The organism is Myxococcus qinghaiensis, assembly GCF_024198215.1.
Taxonomy (GTDB): Bacteria; Myxococcota; Myxococcia; order Myxococcales; family Myxococcaceae; genus Myxococcus; species Myxococcus qinghaiensis.
Map to the genome: position 1 here is coordinate 85,673 of NZ_JAKCFA010000030.1, position 15,924 is coordinate 101,596.

The window sequence follows — 15,924 nt, forward strand, 5'->3', positions numbered from 1 at the left end:
CGAAGAACACCGCCTGCCTGCTCTCCAGTCAGGGGCCGTGGCCGTGATAATCCAGCAACACGATGAGTCCACGACTCCTGCTTTCCGCGCTGGCCCTCATGGGGCTCGGTATCGCTCCTCCCTCCTGGGCCCGCGAGCCCGCGCCGAAGCCAGCACCCGGTGCCAGCTCGCCGCGGCCGCCTGTCGACACATCGCGAGACACCCCCGCGCCGGGCACGAAGAACACTCCCGACGCCGCGCGAGGTACACAGGCCACGAGCCCCACCGGCGCGGCATCGGGCGCGCAGCCCACCAGCGCGCGCGCCGTGCGCCACCGCGTCACCACGGCCGAGGCCCCGCGTCACATCATCGCGGGAGGCAAGGGTCGCGCGACGCTGTTCCTCAACGAGGGCACGGGCGCCACCGCCGCTTCGCTGACGCTGTTGGAGTTGCAGCCCGGAGGCGAAGTCCCCGAGCACACGCACGACGCCAGCGTCGAGATTCTCTACATCGAGGAAGGCGCCGCGGACATGACGGTGTCGGGGCAGACGCTGCGCGTGAGCAAGGGCGACGCGGTCTACATCCCCGCGGGAGCGAAGCACTCGGCCCGAGTCGTCACGCCGGGCGCGCCCTTCAAGGCCGTGCAGGTCTACGCCGGCCCGGGCCCCGAGCAGCGCTTCACGCAAGGCCCGAGGGAGAACGTCCCCCATGGCAAGTGAGCGGGACGGGGCGGCGGCGCGCAAGGGCAGCGAAGCTCCCGCGAAGCAGTCCAACAAGCTGACGACGGGTGAGCGTCCGCACCTGGTGGAATCGAGGAACGAGACAGCGCTCATCTCCGAAAGCGGCACCGCGACGAAGCCCCAGAAGCACGCGGGCATGGTGCGCTGGCTGCATCCGGCGCAGTTGCTGCGCACGGGCCTGGACGCGCTCGTGGCGGCCGTGTTCGGCGCGCGCGCGGACCATCGCCTCATCGAAGCGGTGGTGCGTCCGCAGGAGCCCTACTTCGACTATTCGCAGGAGACGCTGCCCGACGGAGACTTCTGGCTCGACTACGTCGCGGACACGGGCGACGGCTGGGACTCCACGTACACGGTGGCGCGGCTGTTGGCCCTGCCGGAGCTGAAGCTGTCCGTGCGCGGCCAGCCGAGGGCGGGCGAGCACGAGACGAAGCGGGGACGCGTGCTCGTCAGCGGCGGTGACGGCGTCTACCCCGGCGCCAGCCGTGAGACCTACGAGGAGCGGTTGATACAGCCGTACGAGGCGGCCATGCGCCGCTCCGTCGCGCCCAATCCGGACCTGTTCGTCATCCCAGGCAACCACGACTGGTACGACGGCCTGTCGTCCTTCATGCGGCTGTTCTGCGCGAACCGGTGGATCGCCGGTCGGCGGACAAGACAGAGCCGCAGCTACTTCGCGCTGAAGCTGCCACATCGCTGGTGGCTCATCGGCACGGACGTGCAGCTCAACAGCGACATCGACGTGCCGCAGGTGGAGTACTTCCGTCAGGTGGCGGAGAGCATGGGCCCCGATGACCGGGTCATCCTCTGCAACGCGGAGCCCGCGTGGATTCTCGCGGCCACGCAGCGGCGCAAGGGCAGCTACCTGGAGAACAACCTGGAGTACCTCCAGGAGAAGGTGCTCGGCCGGCGCATCAGCGTCTTCCTCGCGGGAGACCTGCACCACTACCGGCGCCACGAGGACGCGGCGGGCCGGCAGAAAATCACGGCGGGCGGAGGCGGCGCCTTCCTGCACCCCACGCACGCGCCCAAGGCCCATGTGTTGCGCGACGGGTACAAGCTGGAGAAGAGCTTCCCGGACGAGCGCACGTCGAAGAAGCTCGCGCGAAAGAACCTGTTCCTCATCCGCTACAGCCCGCTGTTCGGCCTGATGACGGGCGCGCTGTACCTGCTGCTCGCGCTGGCGGCCTACGCGGAGGTGGGCTCGCTGGGCGTGTCGCGGCTCGGCGACGTCGTCATGGCGGTGGCCAACAGCATGGTGAGTCGTCCGTGGACGATGGTGCTGGGACTGGGCACCATCGGCGGGCTCATCGGCCTGGCGGACTCGGCGTTCGGCAAGTGGAGGTGGCTGGCGGGAGGACTGCACGGCTTCGCGCACATCGTCGCGGCCTTCTTCGTGGCCTGGGGAGGCACCTACGTCGCGGTGAGCGGGCTGGGCATCTGCCCGGACCTGACCCCGGATGGGCTCAACTGCACGGCGGGCTGGGCACACCTGGCGGGCAAGTTCCTGATGTCCTCGGGGCTGACGTTCCTGGGCGGCTTCCTCGTCGGCCCGTTCGTCATGGGGCTCTACCTGTGGCTGAGCGTGAACTTCTTCGGGGCCCACTCCAACGAGGCGTTCATCTCGCTGGCGCTGCCGGACTGGAAGAACTTCGTGCGCCTGCACATCAACGAAGAGGGGCACCTCACGGTGTACCCGGTGGGAATCGAGCGGGTGCCTCGCAAGTGGAAGCAGGTCCACGCGGGCCCCCATGCGCCCGCGTACGAGCCGGACGACGCGAAGGCCACGCCGCCCGCGCTCATCGAGCCGCCCCTGCGCGTCTAGGCCGTTTTCCTGGGAGACAGGCCGTGCCACCTCCGAACGCGGCCGTCCCACAAGCGCACAGTGGCCGAGTCCCCCGTGACGGCGCACGTCGTCACTCCGCGCGCTTGAGTCGCGGCGCCGGGTTGGCACGCGAATGGCTTTGAGGAGGCGCATGCCTTCATTCCTTCAGGACCTGCGCCACGGCGCCCGCTCGCTGCGTCGCAGCCCCGGCTTCACGCTGGCGACGGTGCTGGCGCTGGCGCTCGGCATCGGCGCGAACACCATGCTCTTCAGCGTGGTGAGCGCGCTCCTGCTGCGCCCGCTTCCCCTCCCTGGGGCGGACAGGCTGCTCTCGGTGTGGGGGCAGGACTCGCATGAGGCGGGCCGGAACTCGGCCCTGTCCCGGCTGGACGCGGAGGACCTGCGGCAGAAGGTGAAGTCGTTCGACGGCTTCTCGGCCTTCGACGTCAACGGCGTCACGCTCACCGGGCCGAACCTGGAGCCCGAGCGGGTGGAGAGCGCCGGCGTGTCGGAGGACTTCTTCCGCATCGTGGGGGTGAAGCCCCTGCTCGGCCGGGTGCTCACGGACGAGGAGTTCCTGCTCAACGGTCCGCGTGCGGTGGTGATTTCGCACGGGCTGTGGAAGCGCCGCTTCGGAGCGGACCCGCGCGTCCTGGAGCGCATGGTGGAGATGGAGGGCAACTCCTATCAAATCGTCGGGGTGATGCCGGAGGGCTTCGACTTTCCGAAGGAGGGCTCCAACGAGCCGCTGGGACTCTGGGCGGCCCTGTCGTCGCAGGACTTCATCCGGGACAACTGGGACAGCCGAGGCACGCACCTGCTCGTGGGTCTGGGGCGGCTGGCGGCCGGGGCCACGGTGGAGCAGGCGAACGCGGAGGCGCGCTCGGTGATGGCGGCGCTGTCGCAGGCGTATCCGGACAGCAATCCGGGGACGAGCGTGACGGTGATGGGGCTTCAGGACAGGCTGTCGCAGGACACGCGGCGCCCCGCGCTGTTGCTCCTGGGCGCGGTGTCGTTGCTGCTGCTCATCGCCTGCGTGAACGTGGCGCAGCTGCTGCTCGCGCGGGCGTTGGCGAGGCAGCAGGAGTTCGCGGTGCGCACGGCGCTGGGGGCGGGAAAGCTCGCGCTGGCGCGGCAGCTTTTGGCGGAGGGCGCGCTGCTGGCCGTCTCGGGAGGGGCGCTGGGGTTGTTGTTGGGGACGTGGGGCACGGACGCACTGAGCGCGGTGTTGCCGGAGTCGGTGCAGCAGGTGCAGGCGGTGCGCGTGGATGGGCTGGCGCTCGCCTACACGGCGGGGTTGGTGTTGGCCGTGACGGTGCTGTGTGGACTGGCACCCTTGGGCACGGCGGTGAAGGCGAGCCTGGGTGGCCTGTTGCAGAGCACGCGTGGCACGAGCGCCAGCAAGTCGGCGCTGCGCTGGCGCGCGGTGCTGGTGTCCACGCAGGTGGCGCTCGCGTTGGTGTTGCTGGTGGGCGCGGGATTGTTGGTGCGCAGCGCGCAGCGGTTGGCCTCGGTGGACCCGGGTTATCGGACCGAGAACGTGACGCTGATGCGGTACAACCTTCCGGCGGCGCGCTACACGGGCGAGACGATGGCGTCGTTCTACGCGCGCTTGCTGGAGCGGGTGCGCGCACAGCCGGGGGTGGAGGCGGCGGCGCACGTGACGCCGGGCGTGGTGACGGGGGGAGGCATTGGCCTGACGTTGGAAATCCCGGAGCGTCCCACGGCGCCGGGGGACCGGCAGGACACCGCCTATCGAGCGATGAGTGACGGGGCCTTCGCGACACTGGGGATTCAGCTGAAGCGGGGACGGGACTTCACGACGCAGGACACGTCGACGTCGTCTCAGGTGGTGGTGGTGAACGAGTCCTTCGCGCGTCGCTTCTTCCCTGGGGAGGAGGTGCTCGGCAAGCGGGTCAGGATTGGCTACGGCGACAAGGTGGACCGCGAGGTGGTGGGGGTGGTGGGAGACATGAGGGGGCGAGCGCTGGACAGTCCGGCCGAGCCGGAGCTCTACGCGCCGCTGGGGCAGACACCCTGGCCGGGGACGACGTTGATGGTGCGCAGCAAGCTGCCGATGGAGACCGTGGCGGCGGCGGCGAAGGCGGAGCTGCTGCAGCTCGACTCGCAGTTGTCGATGCGCAAGCCGACGACGCTGGAGGAGAACCTGGAGCGCTCGGTGGCGAACCGGAACTTCCAGCGGGTGTTGCTCCTCGCCTTCGCGGTGTCCGCGGTGGCGCTGGCGTCGCTGGGTATCTACGGGTTGATGGCGTACAGCGTGGCGCAGCGCAAGCGGGAGCTCGGCATCCGGCTGGCATTGGGAGCGATGCCGGCGGACGTGGTGCGGCTGGTGATGAAGCAGGCGCTGCGGATGTGCGCGCTGGGCTTGGGCGTGGGCCTGTTGCTGGCGCTGGCGCTGTCCCAGGTGCTGGAGGGGATGTTGTACGACGTGAGCGCGACGGACCCGCTGACCTTCCTGGCGGTGCCCGTGCTCCTGCTCAGCGTGGTGGCGCTGGCCAGCTGGCTGCCCGCGCGCAGGGCGTCGAAGGTGTCGCCCGGCGTGGCGATGTCCGCGGACTGAAGGCCCTGGCGCCAGCCCACTCCCGGGTCGGGAGTGGGCTGGCTCATCCACCCAGCTAATACGCGCGACTGCCACTGCGCAGGGCTCGGGTGAGGAACTCCTCGAAGGAGGAGGCAATGCGCTTCGTTTCGGGGAACGTCGCGTGGAACGCGTCGAAGAGAGGAAGTAGAGCCAGGAGAACTCCGCCAACAGGTGTTCCATGTGCCTGCCTCAATCCCCGCAGGGGTGCCAAGGCCCTGGTGCGATCCACTGACTTCCCAAGCATGCCAAGCGGACCTGTGATGGTCGCCATGTTCCGCTCCTAAAAAGCGGTGTAACCCCGTCAGGTAGAGCGAGCTGCGGAGGCCTGACTCCGCAGCTCACAACTCGTTGGAGATTGTTCCAGCCGCTACGGAGCAATCGCCTTGTAGTCTACTCGGTCCCCCATGACGGCCCAATCAGTGACCACGCCACAGAGGATAGAGGTCAGGACCAATCCAGCGTTCCTGAACGTAGTCATGACCGCGTCCCTCAGATTTCCGGCCGTCCATTGTTCAGGGATGGTTCCCATCACCGTGGTGTTGGGGAGAAAAACGGTCATGTTCGGCGTTGCTACGACAAAGCCCGCCTTCCCCAGAATGCCATAGGCGGTCTTGTAGTCATCGCTGGTTTGAGGTCTCAAATCGAATGTAATGACTGCACCCTTTGACATGGCACTACCCCTTTCATGTCAGCAATACACTTCGTTCTTCTTGTGAACTATTTGGCAGGGAACTCGCACGCCTTCTCTCGGCGTATTGCATGCCAAAAGAGAGGATGAGGTCGCTGCCCGGGGTTAGTATCTCGCAGCGTGTTCGCCAACGAGGCTTCCCTTGGTCATCTTTACGTGGAGATACTGATCCCTGCGGTGTTCGAACGCCCCCTTCAAACTGCGGTGAATCTCCTGGGCGACGTCCTGCGGGTTGTAATCCCCATCTGCTCTGCCTTGGATCGTGAGAGTGTGGTTTGCATATTGGAGGGCGCCCTCGGGGTACTTCTTCTTGATGAAATCCCGCGTGACCACCTCCTCCTTTTGAAAGTCCTCTTGCGAGCGCATGCCGTATTTCAGCGCGAGTTCGTCATCCGGACCGATGGGACGGGCGAATCTGTTCTTGGTGTCGACCTCGAAGAAGAACCCTCGCTCACCACCCGAGGAGTGGGCCCAGGTGAAGCTGACCATGTACAGGTTGTTTGCGACTTCTTTGGCTACCCAGCCCTTCACCACAAGCTCGCCTCGCAGTTCCCCCAGACGCGACTGAATCGTGCTGTCGAGCCGAACCGCATCGGAACCTCCCAGATGGCGAGTAACCATGGAGGCAAAATCCTCGACGCCGGTTTGCACACTCTGTTTCGCCAATGCGATTGCCAGCTCCTCGCCCGTCGGCGGGATTGGCCGCATCGCATGGTACCCAAGGCCGAGTGAGCCAAGCACTACGAGGGAAACGAGTATGGAGTTGATGAGCGTCTTGGTGGCGGAGATGCCAATAGACTTGATTCCTTCAGACATGGGTCCCCCAGCAGGTAGCGCCTTGACGGCAGATGCACGGTACATCGGCAATCGGGCATCCGCTCTCCCACCACAGAGGTATTGCGCTCGACGCATGGGATGATGGGAGTTCAGTTGGGAGTAGCGGACGGCCGCATAACGAGCGGTGCGGGCCCCTGACAAAAAACTAATGAGTCAAGGGCCGGGCCGGCGCAGCGGGGATTCATCTCCAGCGGACACAGGGGCCCACGACCGAAGGACCGGGCATGTGGGCCCTCTCAAGAACGACGGCGGCGTGACGCCTCACCAGACCTGCGTGGGAGCGGCCCGGATGCGGGACAGCCCGGTGCCGAGCTGTCCATAGATGCTGCTGCCCCAGGACCAGACGCTCCGGTCCGCGAGGATGGCGTGGGAATGGTCTCCTCCGGCGGAGACCGCCACGGCGGTCCCGAGCGTGCTCACCCGCGCGGGCAGCAGCTTCGACGTCGACGGGACGCCATCTCCCAGTTGACCTTGGTCATTGCGTCCCCAGGACCAGACCAGTCCGCCCACTGTGATGGCGAGATTGTGCTGCACGCCCGCCGAGATGGACACCACTCCCGCCAGATTCCTCGTCTGCACGGGCATGAGCTTGTTGACGGTGGTGCCATCCCCCAGGCTTCCGTAGGCATTATAGCCCCACGCCCACACCGTCCCGTCTGACTTCAATGCCAGGGAATGGCCATTGCCTGCCCCCACGGCGGTGACGCCCGTGAGCCCCAGCACCTGGGCGGGCAGAGACCTCGCTGTCGTGGAGTTGATGCCCAACTGACCATAGGCATTGTGTCCCCACCCCCACACCGTCCCGTCCGCCCTCAAGGCCAGCGAGAAGGAGGTTCCCGCCGCGATGGCAATCACCTGCGTCAGCCCCACCACCTGGACGGGCTGGGTGCGCAGGGTTTGCGTCCCATCCCCGAGCTCTCCATGGATGTTTCCACCCCAGGCCCACACCGTTCCATCCTCCGCCAGGGCCATGCTGTGAGCGGACCCCGTGGAGACGGAGAGAAACCTGACCGGGGACAGCACCTGGACGGGAGTGGTGCGTTGGGTCCGCGTCCCATCCCCCAGCGCGCCACTCGAGTTGGACCCCCAGGCCCACGCCGTTCCGTCTGACTTCAGCGCCAGCGCATGGTTGTACGCCATGGAGACCGCCAGCATCCCCGTCAGCCCGAATACTTCGACGGGCTCCGACCGGTTGAGGGTGCTTCCGTCTCCCAACTGCCCCCACGCATTCAAGCCCCAGGCCTGGACCTTGCCATCCGGAGTCAGCCCCAGCGCGACCTGGGAGGATGCGGCCACTCCACGCGAGCGGAGCACCAGGGATGGAACGGGGCTCGCCTTCTGTTCGGTCACCCCATCTCCAATCTGGCCAGAGCCGTTGTAGCCCCAGGTCCACACCGTCCCGTCGTCCTTCACCGCCAGGGCATGACTCCCACCCGCCACCAGGGCCCGGACATTGGACAGGCCAGCAACCTGCGCGGGCAGCGACCGCGCTGGCCCGCTACCCCCTCCCAGTTGGCCGAGCGAGTTCATCCCCCAGGTCCACACCGTCCCATCCGCGCGCAGCGCCGAGGAGTGCATCCAATTCGCTGACACGGCGACCACCCCCGAAAGCCCCGCCACCTGAGCAGGTGTCATCCGGGAAGCGAGAGTGCCGTCCCCCAGTTGTCCCTGTTCGTTGTTGCCCCAGGCCCAGACGGTGCCATCCGCCTTCAGCGCCAGGGAGTGGCTGTTGCCACCCGAGACACCCACCACGTCCGCGAGCCCCTGCACCTGCATCGGAGACAGGAGTCCCGGTGCCACCGGCTCCTCGGGGTCCAACTCCATCCAGGACGGGCTGTTGTGGCCCCACGTCCAGACCGTGCCGTCGGACTTCAAGGCCAGCGAATGCGCCTCGCCCGCGGCGAGCGAGACGACACCCAAGAGCCCTGGGACTCGGGTGGGCAGGGTCCGATTGAGCCCCGTCCCATCTCCCAGTTGGCCAATGGAGTTCGAGCCCCATGCCCACACCGTGCCGTCCGCCTTCAACGCCAGTGAATGACGGATTCCGGTGGCCACGGCCGTGGCCACCGGCGCGCCTTGCACCTGGACCGGGAGCAATCGCGCGGTCGTCGTCCCATCTCCGACGGAGCCGTAGCCGTTGGTGCCCCAGGCCCACACCGTGCCGTCTTCCCGGAGGACCACCGAGTGCGTTCCTCCGGCGGCGACCGAGCCCACAAGGGGCGCCCCCGGAAGCGTGACCTTGAACGGAGACCAGCGCGACACGGTCGTCCCATCGCCCAGCTGCCCCGAATAGTTGCCGCCCCAGGACCAGACGGAGCCATCCGACTTCACCGCCAGGGAGTGACCCTCACCCGCCGAGGCTTCGACTCGCTCCAGCCACGCGCGCGTCGCCACGGGCATCATCTTCATCAGATACGTCCCGTCGCCCACCTGCCCGTCGGTGTTCGCACCCCAGGCCCAGACCTCTCCGCTCGCCTTCACCGCCACCGAGTGCTGTCCACCGCCGGCTGACACGCCTCGGACCTGCGTGAGGCCTGGCACCTGCACCGGAGACAGCCGCTGGAGCATCGTCCCATCTCCCAGCTGCGACCTCGTGTTGCTCCCCCACGCCCACACCGTCCCATCGCCCTTCAGCGCCACGGTGTGCTGCCCGCCACCCACCACCGCCTCGACACCGCTCAACGCCGGAATCTGGGTGGGGACGAGAGTCACCGCGGTGGAGCCCAGGCCGAGCTGCCCTTCGTCGTTCTTGCCCCAGGTCCACACCGTGCCATCCACCTTCAACGCCACCGTGTGCGAGCCTCCGCCTGACACCGACGTCAGGCCCGTCGGGCCCGGGAGCACGGCGGGAAGCGTGCGGCCCGTGAGGTCACCCGTCCCGAGCTGCCCGTCCAGGTTGCCGCCCCAGGACCACACGCGCCCATCCGCCGTCAGCGCCAGGGAGTGGACGTTGCCCGCGGAGATGGCCATCACTCCGGTCAGGCCCTGCACCTGCACGGGGGACACGCGTCGCGTCGTCGTCCCGTCTCCCAGTTGCCCCGCCGCGTTGTTGCCCCATATGCCCACACCGTCCCGTCCGACTTCAGGACCAGGGAGTGGGAGAAGCCCGCGGCGATGGCCACGGCATTCGTCAGTCCGGGCACCGGCACGGGCACCGGACGCGACGTCGTGCTCCCATCCCCGAGCTGTCCATTCAGGTTGTTGCCCCAGGACCACACCGTCCCGTCCGACTTCAGCGCCAGTGAGTGCATCTCACCCGCCCCGAGCGCCCGGATGTCGAACAAGCGCCACACCCGCACGGGGAACGGACGCGGGCGTGTCGTGCCATTGCCCAGCTGTCCAAAGGTATTGCCACCCCAGGACCACACCGTCCCATCCGAGCGCAGGGCCAGGGAGTGGGTGCGCCCCGCCAGCACCGTGCCCTGACGAGAGTAGCCCTCCGCGGCGCGCGCGGTGCCGGGCTCCGGAGCCGTCTCCTCCAACGCATTGCCTGAGCATCCCCCCAACAACAGCGCGCACAGCAACCCGCACCACGCCGCGATGCCAGACATCCGTCTCGTGCCACGATTCATGTGTGAGTCCCCCTCTTCAGACAGCTCGGGAACCAATCACCCGTGACGACAAAGAACAAGCCCCTGAATGTCTTTCACGGCCTCCACGGGTGTGACTCGGGAGAGAGTGGGAGACGTGCCGGGTGCTCTACCGGCGGGGCCCTTCCTCGTCGGGATGGATGATGGAGGGACTCCGCTTCACCGCGGCGCGCGCCCACAGGAAGGCGGCTCCTCCAGCCACCAGGAGCGCCCCGACAACGCCTGCCACGAGCCAACGGGTGGACTGCGACATGAGACACCTCCGAGCACCAGCATGGCCGCACGGACTGGCCCGCCGGACGCCATCCTCTCCGGACAGGATACTTCCTCCCAGGCCCCTGCAGGCCACACCACGATGTCCCCTGGTCCTCCCTCGTGAGGCGGCTCGGGGGGCTCCACCCCGCATGCAACGGTAGGCCCTACACCGACCTGGAGGAACCGGCGTTCCCTCGGGCTCCAGTCCTGGCGACAGCGGTTCACCGTCGGGTCGTCATCTTCCAGTCGAATCACGCCCACCTCCGTGCCGTCTCCCCTTGGAGTCGCCACGGTGGGAAGGAGTTTTCCCATCCCCTCCGGGCATACGCCTTGCTGTGTATCCAGCAGCACTGAGATGCCGGGAGGGTGCATGCACGGCGGGTGGCGATGGGCGACGGCGGTGGGCATGGCGGTGTTCCTCGGCGCATGCGGTGAGTCCTCGGGCAGGGATGACGTCGACTCGCCGGATGGCCCTGGCCCCTGGCCCCTGGACGCGGTGAAGGACTACGCGACGGCGTTTGGCATTGGCGCGGGTGTCCGGAGCATCGGCGTCGACGAGGGGCACAACATCTGGCTGTTGAAGGGCGCGGAGATTGGCGTGCTGCGTCCCGGCGACACGGCGCCCACGTGGACGCGCGGCGTGGGGCAGGCGGCGGAGGGCTTCGGGCGGGACAAGAAGGCGCTCGGCTCCACCGTCATCTGCGGCGGCGAGGCGGGGCGCGCCTACGTGGGCTACCACACCTATGAGCTGCAGCCGGAGGTGCCGGACAAGCCCCACGCATACATCCCCGTGGAAGGGGAGCCCCACTACACCGCGAAGCGGTTCGCGGAGTACCAGAAGGGCGACCTGGACGCGGTGCGCCTGGAGTCCGACGGCCAGGTGGTGCTGGAGGAGCACCTGTGGCGCAGCGCGGGAGTGTCTGGCGGGCAGCAGCAGCTCGGCATCCGCAACACCAATGACTTCCACTACGACGAGGACCGCTCGGTGCTCGCCTGCCAGCGGGTGATGCGCGGCAGGGACCGGGGAGATGTCTACATCGGCACCAACCACGGTGTGACGTTGGTTCGGGGCCTCACGTACAACAGCCACCGCCACGCGGCCTGGTATCTGGAGACACCGCGCGCGGACGGCAGCGTGTCCCAGTCACTCCAGGCGGGCTTCAACTGGGGGCTCGGCATCGGGCCCGGCGGTGAGGTGCTGGTGGCCAATGACTGGCTGGTGGGCATCCTGGAGCCGAATGGCGTGCTGGAGGACTTCGACAAGGAGCGCACCTGGGAGGGTCCGGTGCCTTGGAGCTACAAAGGGCACAACTCCCAGCTCAACAGCCTGGAGGCCTTCGACCACTGGCGCGCGATTGCCCGCACGAAGACGGGGACCACCTGGGTGGGCAGCCGTGACTTCGGCTTGTGGCGCATGGAGCAGACGGACCGCTCCAGCGCGAACTATACGCGCATCACCGACCTGCCCTCCGACAACGTGACGGCGCTGGCGGCCACCGACGGGGGCATCGTCTACGTGGGCACCGATGACCAGGGCCTGTGGCGCATCGAGGAGGATGGGGAGACGCTCACCCGCGTGGACTCCGTGAATGGAAAGCAGGTGCTCCAGCTCGTGTACGACCCCACCGTGGCGCCCGCCATGCTCTACGTCCTGACCGACACAGGCCTCACCGTGCTGCGGGAGTAGCGGGCACCTGCCACGCCAGCTTAAGGGGGATCTTCTGGACGAGGACCTCGAAACCCCGCCGTGCCTCGTCCCGAGGGATTCCCATCTGCTCCTCGATCTCCTTCAGCCGTGCATCGTCGACCGTGGCGCTTGGATCCATATAGAGGGTGTCACGGTACTCATGGACGAGCAGCAGGCGCTCGTCCATTTCGTCCTCCGGATACAGTCCTGCGAGGAGTTCCAGAGCTCCCACTCGCAGCTCGAAGGACTCGGAGACAAGCTTCGAGATGAGGAAAGCCCTTCCCCGACCGTCACCCAGTCGTGCGAGCGCTTCCGCTGCGCCCAAGGAAGTGCGCTCGTCTGCCACTGAGAGCCAGGGCACCAACCACTCCACGGCGCATGTATCGCCAATCTTGCCCAGTGAATGAAGGACAGCGGGGCGCAATTCCTCATCCACTTGGCCGAGCCAGTCATGGAGCGGCTCGACAGCGCTCGAATCCTGAATCTCGCCCAAAGCCAATGCTGCCTCCGTCCACAGGAGCCGATGATCTAGGAACCGCCCTTTGAAGAAACCATGTCCCCGAAGCGCCATGGCCAGGAAATCACCCTCCGCCAGTGGCTCCAGCGGTCGCTCCATCCAGGCCAACAGCGGTGCAACAGCCAGGGGCGACTTCAGCTCAGCCATGATACGAATCGCTCCGAGTCGGTTCGCGGCGACTGGGTCATCCAGCAACCTGATGAGAAGCTCCATGTCCGCGAGTTCCATGCGTTCCCTCAGACGCCATACCAGGGTGTGCCGAACCTCCTCGCTCGGATCTCCGATTGCTTCTCGTAGCGCAGTGACAGGAACCGAGCCCGGAAGAAGGGAAAGCGCTTCAACAGCAGCGGACCGAGTGTCTTCATCGGGGTCCTGAAGCCTCTCGCTCAGCATTTCCAGAGAGTTTATGTCACGCAGGTATCCCAGCGCCAAGATCGCCATCCGCTTCACTTTGCGATCCGTGTCTTTGATGGCCTGGGCCAACGGAGCTAGTGCCCGCACATCTTGGAGAACCCCCAGTGCATTGGCGGCTGCCGCTCTAAGAGCCGAGTCTTCACTCCTCAGCCTGGAGATGATGGCGTCAACGGAGCTCTCTACTCGTTCGCTGCCCAGAATGCTCGTCAGCGAAATCAGCGCCCCTGTATCAGAAACTTCGGAGGCATACACAGAGGCGAGCTGTTCCAATTGCGTGGGGGTGGGCGACCAGAGCTCTCCGTAATTAACAGAGTCCTTCAACCGATGCAGGGCCAGGGCGGAGGCATGCGCTACCGCACCCCCTCGCGCTATCAGGGCCATCAACTCATCTCCTTGAACGGACGGAGGCGTGCAGTCTTCCTTCCAGAAATTCTCCACCGAAAGCCTGAGCGCCGACGCAATGACTTCGAGGTCATTCTTCGCCGAGAGTTTGGCAACCCACAAGGCAACCCAGTCCTGGGGAGTCGTCCCGGCCTCATATTTCCATTCCATCACGAAGCGACGGACGACCCTCCAGAAGAGAATTCGCTCGTGGGCTTCACGGATTCTGAACTCATGCGCCAGTGCGAGCATCAACTCCCAGTTCCAACGCGTTTCCATCAGTAGCGAGAGAATGGGCACCAAACTTGGTGACGGTTCCAGGTAGTCGAGGTGCTCGGCGAGCTTGAGCAGGATGCGACGCGCCACCTCGTCCGATGCATTGGGCTCATCTACCAGGCATAGCGCCGCCTGGAATGCGCGTAATCCCACCGCCGTCTCCAAGGGTTCACCCGGAAGTGGTGTGAAGATAGCCAGCAGCACGGCATCAACGTCAACGTGCCCACAGATGGCGACGCAGAGGCGAAGTACCTCTGGCCAACTCGCGGCATGCTGCACATGCGATTCCTCCTGGCCGCCAACCGCCGCCGGCTTCATTGCTAGCGGAGCGATGTTCTCCGCCAGGGAGTTCTGTGGTGCAGAAGGGAAGCAGTGGTGCACGAGCGCTCGCGCCGCGAGATATTCCTGGAACGTCAGATGGCGGAACTCATAGACGGGTACACTCATGTCCTGGTGCTTCTCATGTCCTGACTCAATCAGGATGCCCGTGTATCGCTCGATAAGGATGAGGAAGTTCTCGGGAGAATGGCGCCGTACATCGTGGAGCCGTGGATATTCTTCCCTGACCTGATGCAGCAGGGAAAGTACCTCATCCCGGCGAAGCCGTTGCACGCCACGATCACACATCGCGTAGGCGACAAAACCGAGCTGCGGCAAGGCTTCCCATAGTTCGAGCGGATCGTTCGCCTCCGCTCGGCGCCAGTTGAGGAGTACCTGCACCGCCTCCCAATACAAGTCCGTCCGACGGCGGGGGAGCTTGCCAACCTTGCGCTTCACGAGCGCCATGGTCGTCAACAACATCGGGTTCCCCGTGAGCCGCTCAATCCGGTCAGTGCTGTGAATGTCCGAGATCAGTTCCTCCTCGATAGTGGCCCGGCGCTCGGCGGGCTCCGTCACAGCACACCAGCGGCGCACGAAATCATCCTTGTCCTCAGGGGACAGGTCATCCACGGTGACATGCTCAAAGCCACGGCCGATGCGATGCCCCATCATCTCGCGGTAGCCAACGACGCGCGAGGTCACCACGATAGGAGCAGCCGGCATGGCAACGTGGATCTTCTCGAGTTGCTCGCAGAAGCGGACGCGCGCTCCGGCCTCGGAGATTTCATCGAGCCCGTCGATGAGCAACAGGGCCTCTCCCTCGGCGAGCTTTTGGAGCAGGACCGCCTGCAAGACTTCTACTTCCGCTTCCAGCATCTCTGTTTTGCGCAACGTATGCCGGAGGATGCTGCTGAGCGAGCCACTAATGGAGGCTGGGTCCAGGTCGCGACACCGGACGATGATGGGCAGCCAGTGCCGGTCAGGCAGCGTCGCGATATCCGGAAGGGCGTTCAATTCCGGATCCTGCTTCAACCGCAGCAGGTAGGCCGTCGCCAGCCACCGGATGAGCGTGGACTTCCCCGCCCCCGGGTCTCCCAGCACCACCAATCGCTTTGCCTCTGCCAGTCGCTCTCCCAATGGGAAGCGTACCTGCATCTCGGTGTCAGGAACTCCCCGCAGTGAAGCAGCACGACGCTGCTCCAGCGCCTTCAGCCGGGCGTCGGCCGCCTCATCCTGTGAGGACGCCTCCACCCTGACCCGCAGGGGGACATAGAGCTTGCGCAGCTCAAGCTTCCGACTGACGACATCGCGCTCGCCCTCTGGCAGGTTGGCCAGGTTGATGATGTCGCACGCCTCCAATGCGAGCTGGCGGTAGCGCCGTTCCGCATCGAATCGCGCCATCTGGACAGAGGCCCTCTCATCCAGCGGATAGTACTGTTTCAAGGTCTCTACAAGCCGCTGCTCGGCGGCGGCATGGTCTCGCCACCACTCCGGGACCTCCTCATCAAGCGAGAGGAGATCGACGTATGCATCTTCCTCCATCTGCATCAGGAAGGTCCGACCGCGCTTGCTCTCCCTGCTCGCATTCACGAGACGATGGGCAAAGTTCGTACCGACCGCCTTCACCGTCACGCAGACCACCACCGGACCGTCCGCCGCGAGTTGCTTCTGCGCTTCCTCCATGAATGACCCACCGACGAGGACAGTGCCGTGGTGGACGACCTCGTACCCAGCCTCCGCAAGAGGCCGGGCCAGGGCTTCGGCCATCGCAACCTCTCCCTTGGCGTGCGCGATGAAGACCCGCCGCTTCATGGT

General features: G+C 66.2%; 10 protein-coding genes. 4 read left to right on the forward strand and 6 right to left on the reverse strand.

All coding sequences use genetic code 11. The annotated features are described in order from the left end of the window. Positions 1–62: 62 nt before the first annotated feature. The 3 genes from LZ199_RS39755 (at position 63) to LZ199_RS39765 (ending at position 5,122) form a co-directional block, all read left to right on the forward strand. Positions 63–698, forward strand: a complete 636-nt coding sequence (locus LZ199_RS39755) for a cupin domain-containing protein (RefSeq protein WP_253999024.1) — start codon at positions 63–65, stop codon at positions 696–698. A gap of 157 nt (positions 699–855) precedes the next feature. Then, positions 856–2,541, forward strand: coding sequence for a metallophosphoesterase (locus tag LZ199_RS39760; protein WP_253999048.1), 1,686 nt, complete (start codon positions 856–858; stop codon positions 2,539–2,541). Positions 2,542–2,692: 151 nt separating this feature from the next. Beyond that, positions 2,693–5,122, forward strand: coding sequence for an ABC transporter permease (locus tag LZ199_RS39765; RefSeq protein ID WP_253999025.1), 2,430 nt, complete (start codon positions 2,693–2,695; stop codon positions 5,120–5,122). A 388-nt stretch (positions 5,123–5,510) separates the two neighbouring features. On the opposite strand, the gene LZ199_RS39770 is transcribed toward LZ199_RS39765, so the two are convergent. The 5 genes from LZ199_RS39770 to LZ199_RS39785 form a co-directional block, all read right to left on the reverse strand. Beyond that, entirely contained in the window at positions 5,511–5,813 is a 303-nt protein-coding gene (locus LZ199_RS39770; RefSeq protein ID WP_253999026.1) for a hypothetical protein, read from the reverse strand. Positions 5,814–5,936: 123 nt separating this feature from the next. Next, positions 5,937–6,647, reverse strand: coding sequence for a hypothetical protein (locus tag LZ199_RS39775; protein ID WP_253999027.1), 711 nt, complete (start codon positions 6,645–6,647; stop codon positions 5,937–5,939). Positions 6,648–6,929: 282 nt separating this feature from the next. Continuing rightward, the gene (locus LZ199_RS39780; protein WP_323390234.1) at positions 6,930–9,674 is read right to left on the reverse strand and encodes an RCC1 domain-containing protein; all 2,745 of its coding nucleotides are present in this window, start codon (positions 9,672–9,674) and stop codon (positions 6,930–6,932) included. After that, positions 9,647–10,240, reverse strand: coding sequence for an RCC1 domain-containing protein (locus LZ199_RS46855; protein ID WP_323390235.1), 594 nt, complete (start codon positions 10,238–10,240; stop codon positions 9,647–9,649). Before LZ199_RS46855 ends, LZ199_RS39780 begins: the two co-directional genes overlap by 28 nt. 127 nt (positions 10,241–10,367) lie before the next feature. After that, positions 10,368–10,511 carry a hypothetical protein gene (locus tag LZ199_RS39785; RefSeq protein WP_253999028.1) on the reverse strand — a complete coding sequence of 48 codons (144 nt, stop codon included), beginning with the start codon at positions 10,509–10,511 and terminating at the stop codon, positions 10,368–10,370. Positions 10,512–10,883: 372 nt separating this feature from the next. Here LZ199_RS39785 and LZ199_RS39790 point away from each other — a divergent pair, with 372 nt between their 5' ends. After that, the gene (locus LZ199_RS39790; protein ID WP_253999029.1) at positions 10,884–12,200 is read left to right on the forward strand and encodes a hypothetical protein; all 1,317 of its coding nucleotides are present in this window, start codon (positions 10,884–10,886) and stop codon (positions 12,198–12,200) included. Here the strand turns inward: LZ199_RS39790 and LZ199_RS39795 are convergent. Next, complete coding sequence (locus LZ199_RS39795) at positions 12,181–15,921, reverse strand: HEAT repeat domain-containing protein (protein WP_253999030.1); 3,741 nt, start codon at positions 15,919–15,921, stop codon at positions 12,181–12,183. The two genes, LZ199_RS39790 and LZ199_RS39795, sit on opposite strands and share 20 nt — an antisense overlap. Positions 15,922–15,924 lie beyond the last annotated feature (3 nt).

Coding starts and splice junctions, on each gene's coding strand:
- LZ199_RS39790 (WP_253999029.1), top strand. CDS start 10,884: ATGCACGGCGGGTGGCGATGGGCGACGGCGGTGGGCATGGCGGTGTTC.
- LZ199_RS39795 (WP_253999030.1), bottom strand. CDS start 15,921: ATGAAGCGGCGGGTCTTCATCGCGCACGCCAAGGGAGAGGTTGCGATG.
- LZ199_RS39760 (WP_253999048.1), top strand. CDS start 856: ATGGTGCGCTGGCTGCATCCGGCGCAGTTGCTGCGCACGGGCCTGGAC.
- LZ199_RS39765 (WP_253999025.1), top strand. CDS start 2,693: ATGCCTTCATTCCTTCAGGACCTGCGCCACGGCGCCCGCTCGCTGCGT.
- LZ199_RS39755 (WP_253999024.1), top strand. CDS start 63: ATGAGTCCACGACTCCTGCTTTCCGCGCTGGCCCTCATGGGGCTCGGT.
- LZ199_RS39775 (WP_253999027.1), bottom strand. CDS start 6,647: ATGTCTGAAGGAATCAAGTCTATTGGCATCTCCGCCACCAAGACGCTC.
- LZ199_RS39785 (WP_253999028.1), bottom strand. CDS start 10,511: ATGTCGCAGTCCACCCGTTGGCTCGTGGCAGGCGTTGTCGGGGCGCTC.
- LZ199_RS39770 (WP_253999026.1), bottom strand. CDS start 5,813: ATGTCAAAGGGTGCAGTCATTACATTCGATTTGAGACCTCAAACCAGC.
- LZ199_RS46855 (WP_323390235.1), bottom strand. CDS start 10,240: ATGAATCGTGGCACGAGACGGATGTCTGGCATCGCGGCGTGGTGCGGG.